At 70.0% G+C, this 16,028-nt stretch carries 13 protein-coding genes; 6 read left to right on the forward strand and 7 right to left on the reverse strand.

Annotated elements, in window-relative coordinates; all coding sequences use genetic code 11:
- The 5 genes from AB0F40_RS13205 to AB0F40_RS13225 all read left to right on the forward strand — a co-directional run.
- On the forward strand, positions 1-1,065 hold a 1,065-nt coding region (locus tag AB0F40_RS13205), incomplete at its 5' end, for a polymorphic toxin-type HINT domain-containing protein (protein ID WP_357467734.1).
- A gap of 211 nt (positions 1,066-1,276) precedes the next feature.
- Positions 1,277-1,531, forward strand: coding sequence for a hypothetical protein (locus AB0F40_RS13210; protein WP_357467737.1), 255 nt, complete (start codon positions 1,277-1,279; stop codon positions 1,529-1,531).
- A 113-nt stretch (positions 1,532-1,644) separates the two neighbouring features.
- Positions 1,645-1,902 carry a hypothetical protein gene (locus tag AB0F40_RS13215; RefSeq protein ID WP_357467740.1) on the forward strand — a complete coding sequence of 86 codons (258 nt, stop codon included), beginning with the start codon at positions 1,645-1,647 and terminating at the stop codon, positions 1,900-1,902.
- A gap of 301 nt (positions 1,903-2,203) precedes the next feature.
- Complete coding sequence (locus AB0F40_RS13220; protein WP_357467743.1) at positions 2,204-3,448, forward strand: SseB family protein; 1,245 nt, start codon at positions 2,204-2,206, stop codon at positions 3,446-3,448.
- Positions 3,449-3,507: 59 nt separating this feature from the next.
- Positions 3,508-3,978, forward strand: a complete 471-nt coding sequence (locus AB0F40_RS13225) for a PPOX class F420-dependent oxidoreductase (RefSeq protein ID WP_357467746.1) — start codon at positions 3,508-3,510, stop codon at positions 3,976-3,978.
- 16 nt (positions 3,979-3,994) lie between these two features.
- Here AB0F40_RS13225 and AB0F40_RS13230 read toward each other — a convergent pair whose 3' ends face one another.
- From AB0F40_RS13230 to AB0F40_RS13240, 3 genes are read right to left on the reverse strand one after another with little or no spacing between them, the layout of a single operon-like run.
- Positions 3,995-5,746 carry an insulinase family protein gene (locus tag AB0F40_RS13230; RefSeq protein WP_357467749.1) on the reverse strand — a complete coding sequence of 584 codons (1,752 nt, stop codon included), beginning with the start codon at positions 5,744-5,746 and terminating at the stop codon, positions 3,995-3,997.
- Positions 5,743-7,482 carry a hypothetical protein gene (locus AB0F40_RS13235; protein ID WP_357467752.1) on the reverse strand — a complete coding sequence of 580 codons (1,740 nt, stop codon included), beginning with the start codon at positions 7,480-7,482 and terminating at the stop codon, positions 5,743-5,745. The genes AB0F40_RS13230 and AB0F40_RS13235 overlap by 4 nt, the downstream gene beginning before the upstream one ends.
- Positions 7,479-8,471, reverse strand: a complete 993-nt coding sequence (locus AB0F40_RS13240) for a hypothetical protein (protein WP_357467754.1) — start codon at positions 8,469-8,471, stop codon at positions 7,479-7,481. The genes AB0F40_RS13235 and AB0F40_RS13240 overlap by 4 nt, the downstream gene beginning before the upstream one ends.
- A 162-nt stretch (positions 8,472-8,633) precedes the next feature.
- Here AB0F40_RS13240 and AB0F40_RS13245 point away from each other — a divergent pair, with 162 nt between their 5' ends.
- Complete coding sequence (locus tag AB0F40_RS13245) at positions 8,634-9,848, forward strand: pyridoxal phosphate-dependent aminotransferase (protein WP_357467757.1); 1,215 nt, start codon at positions 8,634-8,636, stop codon at positions 9,846-9,848.
- Here the strand turns inward: AB0F40_RS13245 and AB0F40_RS13250 are convergent, their stop codons facing one another.
- The 4 genes from AB0F40_RS13250 to hisS form a co-directional block, all read right to left on the reverse strand.
- A complete protein-coding gene (locus AB0F40_RS13250) occupies positions 9,849-11,573 on the reverse strand; it encodes an alpha/beta fold hydrolase (RefSeq protein ID WP_357467760.1) in 1,725 nt (574 codons plus the stop codon).
- A gap of 70 nt (positions 11,574-11,643) precedes the next feature.
- On the reverse strand, positions 11,644-12,273 hold the full coding sequence (locus tag AB0F40_RS13255; protein ID WP_357467763.1) for a GNAT family N-acetyltransferase: 630 nt from the start codon (positions 12,271-12,273) through the stop codon (positions 11,644-11,646).
- A gap of 90 nt (positions 12,274-12,363) precedes the next feature.
- Positions 12,364-14,505, reverse strand: a complete 2,142-nt coding sequence (locus AB0F40_RS13260; protein WP_357467765.1) for an intein-containing Rv2578c family radical SAM protein — start codon at positions 14,503-14,505, stop codon at positions 12,364-12,366.
- 65 nt (positions 14,506-14,570) lie between these two features.
- A complete protein-coding gene (hisS, locus tag AB0F40_RS13265) occupies positions 14,571-15,959 on the reverse strand; it encodes a histidine--tRNA ligase (RefSeq protein WP_357467768.1) in 1,389 nt (462 codons plus the stop codon).
- Between the last annotated feature and the right edge of the window lie 69 nt (positions 15,960-16,028).

Genomic DNA, 16,028 nt, shown 5'->3' on the forward strand with positions numbered 1-16,028 from the left:
AACTGGGGTTCCAAGCTCGTCGCCGCGATCGCGGACATCGCCGACATGATCTCCACCATCGCCGGGATCCTCGCGATCATCGTCGCGTTCATCCCGGTCGTGGGTACGGCGCTGGCTGGGGTGTTGATCGTCATCGCGGCGGTGGCGGCGATCGTCAGTGCGGTCGCGAACATCACGCTCGCCGCTACCGGGGAGCGGTCGTGGGCTGAGGCCGGGATCGCGATCGCTGGTGCGGCGTTGTCGTTGATCGGGCTGGGTGGTGCGGCCAAGGCCGCGACTGGGCTGGCGAAGGGGATCAGCAAGGGCGCGTTGCGGTCGGGCAAGAACTGCAAGCTCGGGTTCGGGGCTTGTTTCCTGGCTGGCACCCCGGTCCTGACCGCGGACGGCACCAAGCCCATCGAAGACATCCGGGTCGGCGACAAGGTCTGGACCCGGAACCTCGAGACCCGGCTGGACGAGCTGCAGCTGGTCGCTGAGACGTTCGTGCACCAGACCGTCGCGTTGTATCACCTGAGCATCAACGGTGCGACCGTCTCAACGACGGCGGAGCACCCGTTCATGGTCGACGGTCGTGGCTGGCAGATGGCCGGGAACCTGCGCCCCGGCGACGTGCTGATCACTCCCGAGGGCACCACGATCCTGGAAGCGGTCGAGGTCGAAGAACGCGACCTCGCCGACATCGAGAACGTCTACAACTTCCACGTCGAGAACAACCACAACTACTACGTCCACGCCGGCGACACACCCGTCCTGGTCCACAACACCCACGCCGGTAAGATCCCCATACGGCAAGGCTCGCTCAACAAGCACATCAAGAACACGAACGAATTCAAGACAAACGGCGACCCGCGCGGCAAGTCCGTGTTCGTCGGCCCGAAGAGTGCTCAACGCCTTGTCGAGCTGACGGTCCAACGAGGCACCCAGTTCACCGACAAGATGGGTGTCACGAAGATGAAGTGGGAGGCCGGTGTGACGACCGGTTTTGCTCCCGACGGGACCCGCCTCACTGGCGTTATGTGTTCCTACTCGAAGAAGGGGTGGCATGGCTGGCCTACGCAACTCTAAGTGGGATGTCATCAACCGATATCTCGCGACCGGTATTGGAGATCACAGGACTCCCGGCTGGTCACTCGGACGTGCTCGTGAGGCGGCCTTCGCAGGAGTGTGGGAGGACCTGGTCACTGAGTCGCTCGCACCCGTGCAGGTTCGCTCCGTTACCGACTCGAACGTGAACTCATCGTGCGTGTACGAGACAGCGGACGGAGACTCGCTCTACGTGTCCACCGTGCTGCCCTACGTCATCGCCTGGAGCGCAGAGCAGGACGGGTTTCTCGATACGTCGCCACCGTGGGCCGACACTCTGATTGCCGCAGGATTCTCCTACATGGACTCCTCGGCAACGCACACACTCAGCCCATACGTCGACACCGACGCAGAACGGCGCATCACCTATTTCGAGATTCTCTTCGAGTGGATCGAAGGCTCGGACGGGCCAGACGAAAGCAAGCTCGTCGACCCTTGGCGGCCCTGAGACGGACGACTGTACCGGGGGGGGTAGGAGGGCGACTCCGCGGGGCTCCCTCCCACCCAGCACGTTCTTGGGCCGCTCCTGCTGGCGGCAATTTCACGGGAGTGTTCTAAACAATGAAGGTTCCAGAAGGCTTTGTGGTGGAGAAAAAGCTGGCCGATCTGGTGGCGGGAGAGATCGAACCCGACGCCGCGGCGGACTGGGCCACACAAGTCATGCATGAACTCGAGGACGAGGACGTCGACGACGGCATCTGGGAAGCGTTCGATCACCTCTCCGGCGCAGACCTATTAGCCGAGCCGGACGTGTACCTGCATTCGCAGGATGACTACCGGTCGTGGCTCACCGAGTTTCGGTCCAGCCAGGCTCAATGACAGATCCGTCCCCCCAATGACACTGCCAACACCAGAAGATCTGGGCAACGCCCCCACATGGGAGAACTACATCATTGCTCAGACGACCCAGGCGTCACTCGGACTCGTTCCGCAGGGCGCTCTGGGGAGCACGTCTCCGTCACGATCGCACAAGAGGTGCACGACACACCTACCATCACCCCTCACGACACAGTGGCCTGGACGTTCATCAAGCGTTCAGAAGTAGCCACGTCGTGACACCTGCACCACGCCCGTCCCGGAACGGTCCCCGTCAGGACCGCAACGAAGGAGACCCTCAGGTATGAACGACGAATCGTCCCCGGTGAGACCTCTCGGATCTGACAGTGAGCGCCCCGGCCTGACCGTCGATCCCCAGGCCGATGTCGGCTCGCCCGCCCTTGCCCTGGCCCTCGCGACGGGTGACAGAGCCGCCGTGGGCGAGGCGCTGCGGGACGACGCCGTCGTCGTGCCGATCCTCGACCGCGGGGACGGCACGCCCCAGATCCAGGTGTTCCCCACACCGGAGGGCTCCGTCAAGCCCTACCACCTGCACCTGTTCTCCTCGACCCAGACTCTTGGCGAGTTCCTGGGAGACGCGCCGGACCGGGCCTTCAGCCTGCGCAGGCGCGATTCGCTGGCTCCGTTCATCAAGCGGCACGGCGACGCGCTCCAGCAGATCGTCATCGACCCCGCCGGACCCAGCCACGTGACCCTCGGGGTCGACGAAACCCTGGCCCTCCTCGACCCGCAGCCCCCCGCCGACGACCCCACCGGCCTGTTCGACGAGACCGGCGCCGGCATCAGCGGCGAGGCCCTGCACGCCCTCGGCACCGTCGAGGACCCCGGCGGGTACCGCGGTATCGGCATCGAGATGAACCTGCCCGACCACTGGGCCATCATCGAGCTCGACGAGCCCGAGCAGCGCGAACGCCAGATCCGCGAGATCGTCAAGCAGCAGACGGTCAAGCTGAGCGACCGCTCCGCTCCCCTGCGGCGAGACCTGCGCGAGAAGATGATCGAGGTCGCCGACAAGGCCGAGGCCGCCGGCGGCAAGGCCATGGCGTACCTGCTCCTGCCCGGGCAGGAGGCCACGCTCGCGCTGAACGTGACCCTGTACTGGCACGATCTGGGCCCCGAAGCAGGCAGCGCGAGCCACCTCCAGCGCATCCAGGACCGGCTCGGTGCCAACCCCGGCCCGGACGACGCACTCACGCGCACCGAGACCTTGTCGGGCCCGTTCCTGCGGCACATCCGGCTCACGCACGGCTCCGAGGAGGTTGGCGGCCAGGACGTGCCCCTGCTCCTGATCGACTACTGGGCCGAGGCGCCGGGCAAGCAGTCCGTCGCACGGCTGGCGTTCTCCACGCCGCACGTCGGGATCCGCGACGAGATGCTCCGGCTGACCGACAAGGTCCTGTTCTCCACCGAGTGGATCCTCGGCCGGCCGAGCGAGGACGCACCCACGGACGCCGCGCCGGAGGCCGGTCCCGCGGAGCCGGGCCCTGCCACGCCCGCGCCGGCGACGCCGAGCCCCGCCGGCGTCTGACCCAGGGCGGAGCCCTGGTGCGTCGCACCGGGGCTCCTGCCCTGGCGTAGCCTCTGCGCATGGCCAGGACGATCGCTACCAACACGACCGTGACCCGTGACGAGCTGCTGGAGTTCCTCCGCTCGCGCCGCAACGGGATCCTCGTGACCAGCCGGGCCGACGGCGCCCCGCAGCTCAGCCCCGTCACGTACGGCGTGGACTCGGCCGGGCGCGTCGTCGTCTCGACGTACCCGGAACGCGCCAAGGTGCGCAACCTGAAGAAGCGGCCCGCCGCGTCGTTCATGGCGCTCGGTGAGGGCTTCAACGAGGCCTGGGTGCAGGTGGACGGCACCGCCGAGGTGCTGGACATCCCCGAATCCGTGGAGCCGCTCGTGGACTACTTCCGAGCGGCTGCGGGCAAGGAGCACCCCGACTGGGACGAGTACCGCGCCGCCATGGTCGAGCAGGGCAAGTCGATAGTGCGGATCACCGTCGAGCGCTGGGGCCCGATCGCGACGGGCGGGTTCCCCGCGCGGTTCGCGGAGGGCTGACCCACCCGCCGGACGGTCAGCCGTTCTTCTCCACCTCGTCGCCCAGCCGCAGAATCGCGCGGTAGCAGAGCCAGGTCACGCCCGCAGCGGCCAGGCCTGCTGGGACGACGAGCGCGGGCACCTGCCATGGTTCGTCCCCCCACGCCGCGACCCAGGCCATGAGGGTCGCCACACAGAGGATCGCGCCGCCCACCCCGGCGAGCAGCCCCAGGACGAGCACGATGATGAGCCCCAGCCTGCCGACGGCGCCGGCCATCGCGCCGACCGTCTGAGCGAGCCCGTCCTCCTCGACCTCGCGTTCGGCGCGGGCTTGCTGTGCCCGCTGCGACTGGTCCTTGTCGGGTCGCTCCGGTACCTCCTGCCGGGGCACCGGGATCACCAGTTCCGTGGGCAGGTTCCGGTCGACGAGCTCTGCGACGTCCCGTGCGTCGAGATCGTCGTGCAGCGTCGGCTCGAACGGAACCCTCGCCCCGTCGAGACCGACCAGCAGCCTCCCGCCGTCGGGGTAGGCCAGGAGCGCGGCCGCCGCGTCGAACCGGACCGTCACTCGGGTGCGCCCGTCGCGCAGCGTGACGCCGGTGTCCCCGACCACGATCGTGGCGTCGACGTCGACGCGCTCGAAGGATCGCCCCAGAACGGGTTCGCTCGCCCCGCGGGAGACCAGCGACGTGCCCGCCCAGCCCGACCCGACCGGCGTGACCAGCAACCCGGAGCCCCACGCCTGGCGTGCGAGCGCGACGACGTCGGCCGCGGTCACCCCTGCGATCGCGGCCCGCCGCTCCGCCGGGACCTGGGACGGTCGGCCCAGCAGAGTCCGCACTGCGTCGTCCGCAAGCCAGATGGCGTCCTGGTGCGGCTCGTCGAACGCCACCAGGAGGTGCGCCCGAGCTGTCTCCAGCTCGTCGTCGGCGACGGCATACCGCAGTCGCCCCCACGTGTCGAGGAACTCGCCCGTCGCCTCCGCGGCGGTCTCCCGGCGGAGACCGGCGGCGATCTGCCACGCGGCTTGCTCCCCGTCCAGCACACCGATCGACGCGGACACGTCGTACGTCCAGCCCCGGTCGTGCCGCAGGTTCTGGAACAACGCCCGTCGCGCCACCTCCGAAAGCACCGCGAGGGCAGGCACGTCCGGCACGAGGGCATCCCAGCGCACGTTCGTCCCACCGACGGGGGCGTCGGCGGGGAGCGACAACGCCAGGCCTTCGACGAGCGGCGCCGGGAGCACCCGCGTCGCGGGCACGGCATCGGGCAGTGCGAGGTTCAGGTCTTGCGCGGTCTCCCCGGTGAACCAGGCCACCGCGTTAGAACCGGCGAACCGCTCACTTGCCCACGCCCGCAGGTCGTCGTCGGTGGTGCGGTGCAGCCCCACGTACTGGCCGGGTCCGAGGCCGTAGCCCCGCAGCCCGAACCGCCAGGGCGGCAGCGGCGGGGCCGCGTCGACCGCGCGCTCCCGCAGCGAGCGCGCCTCGGTCTCGCGGTGCCGTACCGGCAGGTCCGCCAGGGCACGTGCCAGCTCGCGCAGTGTGGTCCGCACCCGGTCGTCGGACCCGCTCACCCGCACCTCGGTCACAGCAGGTCCCACCGAGGCCGCGACGTCGAGTCCCGGCCGCTCGACCGCGCGTAGCGCCAGTGCGACGACGAGAGCTGTGGTGCCGCTGGTGGGCAAGGTCTCGTCGGCGTACCCGACCCGGAACACGAGGCCACCTGTCGCCCGGCCGGGGCGGTATGCGAACAGCTCGCGCGGCCGGGTCCACGTGTTGGCGATCATCGGCCTGCCTTCGGGTGTCGCTTGCTGATCAGGCCGTAGGTCGCCCAGATGAGACCGACCACCGGCAGGAAGCCCAACCGGACGTCGACGTCGAACGCTTCCCGCAGGAGCACCTGACCGCCGCCGAGCACGAGCACACCGACCACCCACATCCCGAGGACGAGGCCCACTGTCGCCGGGATCGACCGCGGCCCGGTCTCACCCTTGGCGGTGTCCCGCGCGGTGGTCCTCACCTTCGCGGGCGGCTGTGCCACCGGGATCTCGTCCGGCTCTCGCGCGGGCAGGTGCACCACGACGTTCGCCGGCACGCGGGAGTCCACGTGGGCTGCGACCGCCGACGGGTCCAGTCCGCGGTACAGGGTCGGCTCGATCACGAGCCGGAACCCGTCCGCTCCGGTCAGCACGCGGGCGCCGTCGGGCACGCTCTCCATCAGCACGCAGTCCACGAAGCGGACGGTGACGCCCCCCTCCCGGGTAACCATGCCGACGCCGTCGACGGCAAGGACGAGCGAGACGTCCGGTGCGTCGATCCGCTGGAAGGTCCGTCCCGTGGCGCGTGCCTCCGACCAGTTCGGCGCGGGGACGATCCCCGCCCAGTCCATGGCATCCGGTCCGTACCACAGCGCGCTCCCCCACGCTTCGCGGGCGACGGCCCGGACGTCGTCCGCGGTGATGCTCTCGACCTGCGCCCGGATCCGCTCGGGCCCTTCGAGAGGACGTCCGGTGACCACCCGGTGGGCCACTGATGGGAGCAGCTCCGCGGGGGGCGCCGCGGCTACCTCGGCGAGGTCCTCGACGGCCCCCGCGCGGGCCGCGGCCAGGTCTTCGTCGGTCACATGGAACCGGAGAGTGCTCAGCGCGTCGGCCAGACCGCCGGCCACCGCGCCCTGCTGGCCCTCCGTGCCCTGCACCACCACCGACAGGCGCGCGTCCTCGGCATTTAGGAGGTCATAGTCGACGTCGAGGGTGCTTGCGATGTCGGCGGTACCGCGCAGATCACGGTGCAGCACCTCGCGCAACACCAGCGACGCCAGGTACGCGGCGTTGCCGCGGGGCACGACGGCGTCGAGCGCGACGCCGTCCCGCAGGCCGGTGAGGTAGGCAGGGCTGCCCTGAAGCACATCCGTGAGGACCGGCGGAGGCCTGCGCGTGCCCTTGGGCAGACTCAGGTCAAGACCCTCCGGCAGCGTGTCCGCCGTGACCCAGGCGACGGCGTTCTCGCGCGTGAACCAGGAGGCCGCCCAGTCGAGCACCTCGTCGTGCGTGATCCGATCGATGCCCCGCTCGCCGTATCCGACCAGGCCGAACCCGCGGGCGCCGTGCCGACTGATCCGTAGGTGTCCGCCGAAGCCGGGGTGCTTTCCCTCGGCCTCGGACCGGAGGATGTCCTTCTCGGTGTCGATGCGGTCCATGGGCAGGTCGCGGAGCGCGGCGCAGACATCGTTCAGGTAGGTGACGACGTCGGTGGCGGATCCCGCGACGTGGAACAGGGTGACGTCCGCGTGCGTCTGCCCGTTCAGGTGGGCCTCGCTGAGGACCTGCTCGCGCAGGGCGAGGTGCTCGATCAGGTGCGTGATGCCGGAGGTGGCGAGGGTCTCGTGCGCCGAACCGACTCGGAAGATGATGCCGCCGCCGGTGTTGCCCTCGCGCGGTGCCAAGAGCACCGGGACGCCGTCGGCCGCTGCGACGGCGATACCGGGGAACTCCGTCAGGTCCGGGAGCGTGAGCGCAGTCATGCGGGCGCCCACGTGCGGCCGTCCGCCGCCTTCGCGGCTGCTTTGGCGGCGGCTTTGGCAGCGGCGTCATGGTTCTTGCGGTACATCTCCTCGGCCCCGTCGAGGTAGCTCCACATGCCTTCGACGGGCCCTTTGCTGAGGGCAGCGAAGTGGTGCCACGCGTCTGCTGGCCGCGCTGCCGTCGTGAAGAACAGTGCGAGGTTCGTATGAGCCGTGGCCGTGGCCGCGCCCGTCGTGTGGTGGGGGTGCCACACCGACTGCGTCGCCGCCTCGCGAACCCGGTCGATCATCGCCGGTGGAACGGTCTTCTCGCCGTCGATCGCGCGCTCGAACGCCAGATCGACCACGAGGAGGTGGCTGAGCGACCCAGGTTCGGCCCTTGCGGCGCATTCCGCGACGAACTGCGAGGCCTGCTCCCACGTACCACCCCACTTGGGCAGGATCTGCTGCAGGCACGCTTGCTGCGCCGCGAACACCTGAGGGTCGATCGCGGCCAGCCTGTCGTATCGGCGCCGAGTCTCACCGACCCCGAGGTCCAGACCACGAGCGGTCGTGATCCGGACTTCCCAGGCCGGCACGTAACCGGGGTGCTGCGAGCACACGTCGAACAGGATCCGTTCCGCCCGGCGCAGCCAGGCGTGGAACTGCTCGAACTGGCCCGCTGAGACGAACTGCGCCTGGGCGGATGATCGCGCCTCCCAACCTGACGTGACATACCTGGCCGCGCGCAGGGTACGAGCGAGCGGTGTGCCGTCGTCGGCCGCCTCGATCGCCGCGGTGAGCCGCGGCGGGTCCTCTCCGACGGCGTGGCCCGCGATCGTCCACATCACGGCCGCGATGTCATCGTGCCTGGTGAGTCCGCGCATGATCGCGAGCGCCGCGGCGATGTCGCCGACCTCGCAGGCCCCTCGCAGGGCGGAGCCGTCGGGCAGGTACGCCCACGGGTCGAAGAATTCCGCGGTCGGCGCCGCGTCACGTCTGGTGGCCATCAGATACCTGTCCGGGTCTCGACTACAAGGGGGCGTCACTGCCCGACGGGAGGCTACTGGTGCCGTGGATCCCGCTCGGCCGGATCCGGGTTGCTCACCGGGTGAACTTCGCCGGGTCAGTGCTGACAACGGCTCACGGACACGCCGTGAGAACATTTCCCGGTGCGAGAGATCAGGCAGAGCCGCAAGCTGAAGTCAGTCCGCTACGACGTCCGGGGTCCGATCCTCGAGGAGGCGTACCGGCTGGAGGCGGAGGGTCACAAGATCCTCAAGCTGAACATCGGCAACCCCGCGCCGTTCGGGTTCGAGGCGCCGGACGCGGTCCTCGCGGACATGATCCACCACCTGCCCGAGGCGCAGGGGTACAGCGACAGCCGCGGCATCTACTCGGCGCGTACCGCAGTGGCGCACTACTACCAGTCGCACGGCCTCGACACGCACGTGGACGACGTCTACATAGGCAACGGCGTCTCCGAGATGATCAGCCTGGTCCTGCAGGCCCTGATCGACGACGGCGACGAGGTGCTGGTTCCGGCGCCCGACTACCCGCTGTGGACCGGGGCGGTGAGCCTGCAGGGCGGGACGCCCGTGCACTACCGCTGCGACGAGGCCAACGGCTGGAACCCCGACCTGGGGGACATCGAGTCGCTGATCACCCCCGCCACCAAGGCCCTCGTGATCATCAACCCGAACAACCCCACCGGCGCGGTCTACAGCGAGGACACCGTCAAGGGTCTGGCCGAGCTGGCGCGCAAGCACGACCTGGTGCTCCTGAGCGACGAGATCTACGAGAAGATCCTGTTCGACGGCGCCACGCACCACCACACCGCCACCTACGCCGCCGACGACGTCCTGTGCATCACGTTCAGCGGCCTGTCCAAGGCGTACCGGATCTGCGGCTACCGGTCGGGCTGGGCTATGATCTCGGGCCCCAAGCACCGCGCGGCCGACTTCATCGAAGGCCTCACCCTCGTGGCGAACATGCGCATGTGCGCGAACGTCCCGGCCCAGCACGCCATCCAGACGGCGCTGGGCGGCCACCAGTCGATCGATCAGCTCATCGTGCCCGGTGGTCGGTTCTACGAGCAGTCGATGCTCGCCGACAAGCTGCTCAACGACATCCCTGGCGTCACGTCGGTCCGTCCCCGCGGGGCGCTGTACTGCTTCCCGCGCCTGGACCCCGAGGTGTACCCGATCAAGGACGACGAGGCGTTCGTGATCGGCCTGCTGCGCGCCAAGAAGATCCTGGTGACGCACGGCACCGGGTTCAACTGGCCGGAGCCGGACCACTTCCGCCTGGTGACGCTGCCCGACGTCGACGTGCTCACCGAGGCGATCGGGCGGATCGCCGAGCACCTGGAGACGCTGCGCGCCTGACTAGCTCCCGCCGCCCGCCGCCGTACCCGGGAGCACCGGGACCCGCGGCGCGGGCAGGGTCGGCCGCGCATCGTCCCGCAGCGTGCCCGGAGCGAAGGGCACCAGATCCTGCTGGCACACCGTGCCGTCGTCGGCCTCGAGCGTGACGAGGTACCGCCCGATCGCCTCGTCGGCACACTCGCTCACCCCTACGGTCGTGTGGCCCCAGCCATCCACGGTGAGCATCCGGGCGTCCGGCCACAGCGCGGCGTAGGGAGCGGTGAAGTCGTAGTGCGTGGCCGGGTCGAAACGGGTCCCGATCACGAGCACGGGCTCCTGCGTGGTCTGCTCCCACGGGCCGGTGTAGGCGTCCTCGTCCTGCGCGGCGATGAACTCGCAGTGGACGCCGACCCAGCCGCGGAACAGCCCGAAGTGGGGGTACTGCTCGTCGAGTGCCGCGACCTTGCGCGGGTAGGACCAGGGCCGGCCCGGGAAGTCGGCGTCGACGCACAGGCTCGCGAGGCTACCGCCGATGGACGCGTAGTCCTCCAGCAGGCCGAGGCGGCGGAGCAACTCCTGGATGGACGGACCCTCGTCGAGCGCCTGCGCGGCCGACGACGGGACGACGTCCGCCAGGACGGCGAGCTCGGCGAGCAGCGCCGCGAGGTCGGGCCAGCCTGCCGTGCCGTACATCGAGAAGAAGACCTGGGTTACGACGTCGGCGTACCCCACCTCGATGGTGGTCCCGTCGCCGAGCGGGATCTCGACGGGCTCCTCCTTCAGCGCCGCGTAGACGTCCTCGACCACCTCGGCGGGATCCCCGAGGGCGTTCAGGGCGCAGCGCTCCCCCGCCTCGGCGCACAACCGAACGAACTCGCCGTACGTCTCGGTGCCGGCCTCCGCCTGCCGCAGGCGGGTACCGAACAGCTCGCCGTCGGCCGGGCCGGTCCAGGCCCGCGGGTCGACGGTGCCGTCGAGCACCAGCGCACGCACGTTGTCCGGGAACAGTGCCGCGTACGTCGCGCCGAGGAGCGTGCCGTACGAGTACCCGACGTAGGTGAGCTCGTCGTCGCCCAGCCGCTGCCGCAGGACGTCCATGTCGCGGGCCACGTTGGCGGTGGACGCCGTCGCGATGCGGTCGCCGCCGAACACCGTGCACGCCGTTCCGAGCGCCGCCGCCTCACCGAGGAAGCGCGCGTTCTCAGCCCTGGTCAGTGGAAGCGCCAGGCCGGACGTGAGGAAGTCCTGCTCGGCCTCCGCCGTCGGGAAGCAGGTGGCCGGGTCGGACGTGCCGACCGCACGCGGGTCGAAGCTGACGATGTCGAACCGCTCGCGGACGGACGCGTCGAAGAGGTCCTCGCCGAGCAGGTGCAGGGTCGAGACACCCGGTCCGCCCGGGCCGCCGAAGTTGACCAGCACGCTGCCGATGCGGTTCTCCTGGTCCAGGGCCCGCAGGCGGGTCACCGCGACGCTGGTGGTCGCTCCCTGCGGCTCGTCGTAGTCGGATGGCACCTCGATCGTGGCGCAGTCGAAGGCTTCCGCGCCCTCGGTCTCGCACGAGGACCAGGAGATGTCCTCGGCCGCCCCGGGGACGATGGTCTCGGGTGCTGCGGGTGCCGGTGCTGCCGCGGTCGCCGACTGGGCGGGCACAGCGCCCACGGCCAGCAGCGAGCCGACGAAGAGTAGGGACAGGGCTGGGGTGAGGGCCGCGCGTGCTCGGCGCGACGCCGTCGAGCGCAAGGTCATGGCGTCGAGTGAAACAGCCCACGCCCGGAGGCACAACGAAAGTTCGGTCGGCCCGGCCGCATCGCGACCCCTACACGCTGCACGCCTTCGTCGGCGTGTCGCGTGCAGGATGTAGGGGTGGCCGACCGGCGTCGGCCAGCCGCGCGTGGGTGTGCATGTCGTGATGCCCGTCCGCGTGCAGTGCCGCTCCGAGGCGCGTTCCCTCCGCGTCGAAGCCGGCCTTCTCCGCGACGCGGCACGACGCCGGGTTCAACGTGGAGTGCTCGAGCTCGAGACGCCGGAAACCCACGGCGAACGCCCAATGGCTCACCGCCGTCACGGCCCGCGGCGCCAGCCCTCTGCCCCGCGCTGCCGGGACGGTCCAGTACGCGACTACGGCGATACCGTCGAACAGGACGAGCTCCTTGAGCGCGAGCCGCCCGAGCAGCGCCCCGGCGCCGTCGGCGATGGCCCACTCGAGACGCTGCTCCTGCCCCCACCCCCGCCGCCAGGCCGCGATCAGCTCGCGCGCCTCGTCCAGCGAGCCGATCTCACGCACGTGCCACCGTTGGATGGCCGGGTCCGCGTAGGCGGCCCGGAGCCCAGGGGCGTCACGATCGGTCCAGGGGCGCAGCTCGACGCCGTCCCCCAGCGCGAACGTGGGCTGCGGCGTCCCGGCGAGAGTGCCGGGTACGACGGTGTGCGCGACGAGTTCGGCCATGGCCACACGCTAGCGCCGCATGTCGGGGCCAGAAGTCTCCAGCGCGCCGTCGAGCCGGGCAGGAGCGCCAGGCAGTCACAGAGTGCTGCCTCAGAAGAGGGTCTCGTCTCCGACGTCCGCCCCCAGGGACGCCGCTCCGGTGCCGTCGGCGCGCACGCCGCTGAAGGCGCCGCGGGGGTAGTCGCCTTCCACGTGCTGACCGCCCTCGTGCGCGCCGGCCGCTCGGGCTCGATGCATGGCGGTGCCGCCCAGCCCGCGCTCGTCGATCAGCGGCCGCACCCGTTCCCAGAGCCAGTCGCGGTAGCCCTTGTGCGCGTAGGCGCCGCGCCCATAGACCCTGCCGTGGCCCTCCACCAGGTGCGGGTGGTCCCGCTCGAGCCAGCCCAGGTACCACTCGCGGGCGCCGGGGCGCAGATGCAGTGGCAGCACGGTGACGCCCGTCGCGCCGGCGTCGACGAGGGTGTCGAGGAGTCGTTCGAGGTGGGCGAGCGAGTCCGTGAGCCACGGCAGCACCGGCGCGACCATGACGCCGCAGGGTAGGCCGGCGGCCCGGATCGCACGGATCAGGTCGAGGCGGGCGCGCGGCGACGGGGTGCCCGGCTCGACAGCCTGCTGCAGCCCCTCGTCGGCGAAGGCGAGGGACACGCCGAGCCCGACGTCGACCTTCTCGGCGGCCTGCGTCAGCAGCGGCAGGTCGCGCCGCAGGAGCGTGCCCTTGGTGAGGATCGAGAACGGCGTACCCGAGTCCGCGAGCGCCGAGATGATGCCGGGCATGAGCCGGTAGCGCCCCTCGGCCCGCTGGTAGGGGTCGGTGTTGGTGCCGAGCGCGACGGCCTCGTGCGTCCAGGAGGGTTTGGCGAGCTCGGCGCGGAGCACCTGGTCGACGTTGACCTTGACGACGACCTGGGAGTCGAAGTCGCGCCCGGCGTCCAGGTCCAGATATTCGTGGGTCGGCCGCGCGAAGCAGTTGTGGCTGATCACGCCGTTGGCGATGAAGTCGCCGGTCCCCGTCGTGATGTCGACCATCTCCGAATCACTCCCGAGGCTCTCGATGGAGATGATCCGCAACGACACGGAGGTCTTGACGGCGGCACCGATGATCTGGAGCTTCCGCGTGATGGCGGGGTTAGTGAGTGCGAAGAACCGGCGACGGCTCGACAGCCCGCCGACGACACGGATGTTGGCCACGCCGATCTTGTTGGCGGGCTCCCTGACATGCGGGATGCCGAGCACGTCCATGGCCGTCATGGTCGTGGTGAGCATGCGATCGTCCGGGTTGGAGATGCGCAGGACCTGGCCGTCGCAGCTCCCCTCGGCGTCGAAGATCCCGGCGAGGAAGCCGATGGACCACTCCCTGCTGGGAGTAGTCGGCCACTCGATGATCTTGCGAATGGCCGCCACCGTTGCCTGCTTGGACGTGAAGATCCCGTCCAAGGCCTGCCGCTTCTCGGTGGCCGCCGAGAAGGCGCGCCGGTTTGTCGCCACGCCCGCCATGGCCAGATAGTCCTGGGAGCGGGTCAGCGCTTCGTCGTCGACCAGAGCAAGGCGGAACATGGTGATCCGACCTCCCGCGTAGGTCTTGTCGAACAGCATGCCGTCCCCGCGGATCATCCCGGTGAGGTACCCCCGCCGGTAGTCCGGTGACTCCGGCGGCGTCGCGTAGGCGTCGGCCACCATTCCCAGGCCAAACCCTTGCAGGCGGTTGTTGGTCGTCAGGTACGGACGCTGTCCGTCGCCCTTCGGCAGCGGCGCGACATACTTCCAGCCGCGCTCGGTCAGGAACCGGTGATCACCGCTGGCGATGATCTCGGTGCCGTCCTCGAGCGTCACCCGGTAAGCGTGCTTGACCGTGCCCCACCGCGCCAAGACTTCGGTCTCCACGAATCGTCGATAGGTGCCGTCACGCTCGGTACCGACGATCCGGTCACCCACCGTGACGTCGCGGATCGGCTTCTGACGGCCGTCCGCCATCAGGACGAGCGTCGACGGATCCACGCAGTAGGTGCAGGCATGCGAGCAGCCACGGTACGGGTTGATCGTCCACCGGAACGGCATCTGCGACGCCGCCGGCACCTTCGACAGCGCGCTCTTGGCCAGCACCTCGTGAAAGGTCACGCCCGCGAACTCGGGTGACCGGACGGTGCGCAGCAGCCCGGCGGTGCGCAGCCCGGGCAGCTCGAGCCCGGGGAGCGCACCGTCGTCATGATTGATCGCCTGACCGTGCCATCGCATACCTGATTCGAACACTCGTTCGAACAGGCGTCAAGTCGCTACGCCGACAGCGTCGGCCGCCGGGGTCAGCCCTTCGGGACCACGCGCGGCCAGCGGTCCTCGGCGGACGGCTCCCACGTCGCGGCGTCGGCGTCGACCTGGTCGCCGGAGCGGATGTCCTTGACCTGGTCAGCGCCTACCGCGCCGTCCTCCCCCGCCGTGCCCGGGAACCACACGAAGGGGATGCCCCGCCGGTCCGCGTACTTGATCTGCTTGCCGAACTTCGCGGCGCTCGGCGCCACCTCGACGGGGATGTCACGGGAACGCAGCGCCGCGGCGACGGCGTCGGACGCCACGCGCTGCTCCTCCGAGGCCACCGCCACCAGCACGGCGGACGGCACCGACCGCGTGGCCTGCACCAGCTCCGCGGACAGCAGGCGCGACACCAGGCGCGAGACGCCGATCGACAGCCCGACACCCGGGTAGGTGTTCTTGCCGTCGGAGGCGAGCGTGTCGTAGCGGCCACCGGAGCACACCGAGCCGAGCTGTTCGTGACCCACCAGCACGGTCTCGTACACAGAGCCCGTGTAGTAGTCGAGACCACGCGCGATCTTCAGGTCAGCCACGACGACGCCCGGTGCGCGCTGAGAGGCCGCAGCGATCAGCGCCTCCAGCTCGCCCAGGCCGGTCTCCAGCAGCTCCGTCACCGCGCCGTACGACTCGGCGAGCGCACGCACCTCGGCGATCACCCCGACGTCGGATCCCGAGATGGACGCGAGCGCCAGGCAGGCCTTGGCCTGGTCCTCGGTGGCCCCGCACTCGGCGACGAGCAGACCGGAGACCTTGTCGGGTCCGATCTTGTCGAGCTTGTCGATCTGGCGCAGCACGCCCTCGACGTCGTCCAGCCCGATACCGCGGTAGAAGCCCTCGGCGACCCTGCGGTTGTTCACCAGGATCCGCACCGGCGGCAGGCCGATCTCGGCCAGCGCGCCGAGGGCCTCGGCAATCACCAGCGGCACCTCGACCTCGAAGTGGTACGGGAGCTCGCCCGCGCCGACGACGTCGATGTCCGCCTGGATGAACTCGCGGAAGCGACCGTCCTGGGGGCGCTCGCCCCGCCAGACCTTCTGGATCTGGTAGCGCCTCAGGGGGAACGCGAGCCTGCCGGCGTTCTCGAGCACGTAGCGCGCGAACGGCACGGTGAGGTCGAAGTGCAGGCCGAGCTGCTTCTCGCGGTTCCGCTGGTCGAGCTGGTCGAGACCGTCCTCGTCCTGCAGCCGCGACAGCACGTAGACCTCCTTGGAGGTCTCGCCCTTGCGCAGCAGCTGGTCCAGCGGCTCCACCGCCCGCGTCTCGATCCCGGCGAACCCGTGCAGCTCGAAGGTGCGGCGCAGCGTGTCGAGGACGTGCTGCTCGACGATGCGACCGTCAGGGAGCCATTCGGGGAAACCGGAGAGGGGAGTGGGCTTTGCCATGCCACAGATCTTCCCACGAGCGGGGCCCTGTCAGCCCGGCCTTTCCACAGGCGCGCACGACCACGTGAC

Source organism: Promicromonospora sp. NPDC023987 (assembly GCF_040639055.1).
Taxonomy (GTDB): domain Bacteria; phylum Actinomycetota; class Actinomycetes; order Actinomycetales; family Cellulomonadaceae; genus Promicromonospora.

Coding starts and splice junctions, on each gene's coding strand:
- hisS (WP_357467768.1), bottom strand. CDS start 15,959: ATGGCAAAGCCCACTCCCCTCTCCGGTTTCCCCGAATGGCTCCCTGAC.
- AB0F40_RS13225 (WP_357467746.1), top strand. CDS start 3,508: ATGGCCAGGACGATCGCTACCAACACGACCGTGACCCGTGACGAGCTG.
- AB0F40_RS13230 (WP_357467749.1), bottom strand. CDS start 5,746: ATGATCGCCAACACGTGGACCCGGCCGCGCGAGCTGTTCGCATACCGC.
- AB0F40_RS13235 (WP_357467752.1), bottom strand. CDS start 7,482: ATGACTGCGCTCACGCTCCCGGACCTGACGGAGTTCCCCGGTATCGCC.
- AB0F40_RS13260 (WP_357467765.1), bottom strand. CDS start 14,505: ATGCGATGGCACGGTCAGGCGATCAATCATGACGACGGTGCGCTCCCC.
- AB0F40_RS13250 (WP_357467760.1), bottom strand. CDS start 11,573: ATGACCTTGCGCTCGACGGCGTCGCGCCGAGCACGCGCGGCCCTCACC.
- AB0F40_RS13220 (WP_357467743.1), top strand. CDS start 2,204: ATGAACGACGAATCGTCCCCGGTGAGACCTCTCGGATCTGACAGTGAG.
- AB0F40_RS13240 (WP_357467754.1), bottom strand. CDS start 8,471: ATGGCCACCAGACGTGACGCGGCGCCGACCGCGGAATTCTTCGACCCG.
- AB0F40_RS13215 (WP_357467740.1), top strand. CDS start 1,645: ATGAAGGTTCCAGAAGGCTTTGTGGTGGAGAAAAAGCTGGCCGATCTG.
- AB0F40_RS13255 (WP_357467763.1), bottom strand. CDS start 12,273: ATGGCCGAACTCGTCGCGCACACCGTCGTACCCGGCACTCTCGCCGGG.